The 1012-nt window shown below is 72.7% G+C and carries 2 protein-coding genes; one reads left to right on the forward strand and one right to left on the reverse strand.

The features are described 5' to 3' along the window. Positions 1-209 (reverse strand): DUF3054 domain-containing protein (locus OOT08_RS14350; RefSeq protein WP_325093467.1); only part of this gene is annotated, 209 nt, incomplete at its 3' end. A 107-nt stretch (positions 210-316) separates the two neighbouring features. Between OOT08_RS14350 and OOT08_RS14355 the strand changes: the two genes are divergently transcribed. After that, a partial coding sequence (locus OOT08_RS14355; protein WP_442916258.1) for a P-type ATPase occupies positions 317-1012 on the forward strand: 696 nt, incomplete at its 3' end.

The following is a 1012-nucleotide window of genomic DNA, read 5'->3' on the forward strand; positions in this document are numbered from 1 at the left end:
GGGGACGTCGGGCGGTACCAGGCGACGGTGACCAGCCAGCTCAGCGCGAGGCCCGCAAGGAACGGCCAGGCGGTTTCCCAGAGCCCACCGAGGGTGGCGGCCCGCTCGTGACTGCCGCGGCCAACCGCGGCGAAGCCGACGACGAGGGCGGCGTCCAGGAGCAACGAAAAGACCACGGTGAGCGCTCGCGGGCGCGGGGTGACAGCCATACCCCCAGTCTAGGCGTTGCCCGCGCCGAGGAGCTGGGCCGGGGCATTGCCCCTGGCGGTGACCGGGGAATCCGGGCAAAGTAGGAGTCCTGAGCGAGGGGGAACGCATGAACTGGATGCTGGGGGCTGGGCGACGCTATCCGTGGGTGGTGGCGACGTTGGCGGTGGCGATCGCCGGGGGGATCCTCTCGGCCACCCCCGCCGCGGGGCTGGTGCCCTGGGTCGTCGGCGGTTTCGCGCTGCTCGTGGCCGCCTGGCAGGCGGTCGGAATGGTGCGCGACCTCCTCGGCGGGCACGCCGGGATCGACATTCTCGCCATCATCGCGATCTGCGCCGCCGTCGCGGTGGGGGAGCACTGGGCGGCGCTCGTGGTCTGCCTCATGCTGACCGGGGGCGAGGCGCTGGAAGACTACGCGGAGCAGCGCTCCCGCCGCGAGCTGACCGCGCTCCTCGACCGCGCCCCCGACGTGGCCCACGTGATCGTCCCGGGCGAGGACGTCAGCGTCCGGACCCGGGAGACCCCGGTGGCGGACGTGATGACGGGCGACCGGATCCTCGTGCGGCCGGGCGAGCTTGTCCCGGTCGACGCAACCCTGGTGGACGCCGCCGCGCACTTCGACGAGTCCTCGATCACGGGCGAAAGTCTTCCCGTGGAGCGCGTCACGGGCGAGAAGGTACCGAGCGGGGCGGTCAACGGCCCCGTCGCGGTCGAGATGATCGCCGCGGCCTCCGCCGCCGACAGCCAGTATCAGCGCATCGTCCAGCTCGTCGCCGAGGCGGGGGAGAGCAAGTCCCGCGTGATC

The organism is Leucobacter sp. M11, assembly GCF_035726885.1.
Taxonomy (GTDB): Bacteria; Actinomycetota; Actinomycetes; order Actinomycetales; family Microbacteriaceae; genus JAPFRB01.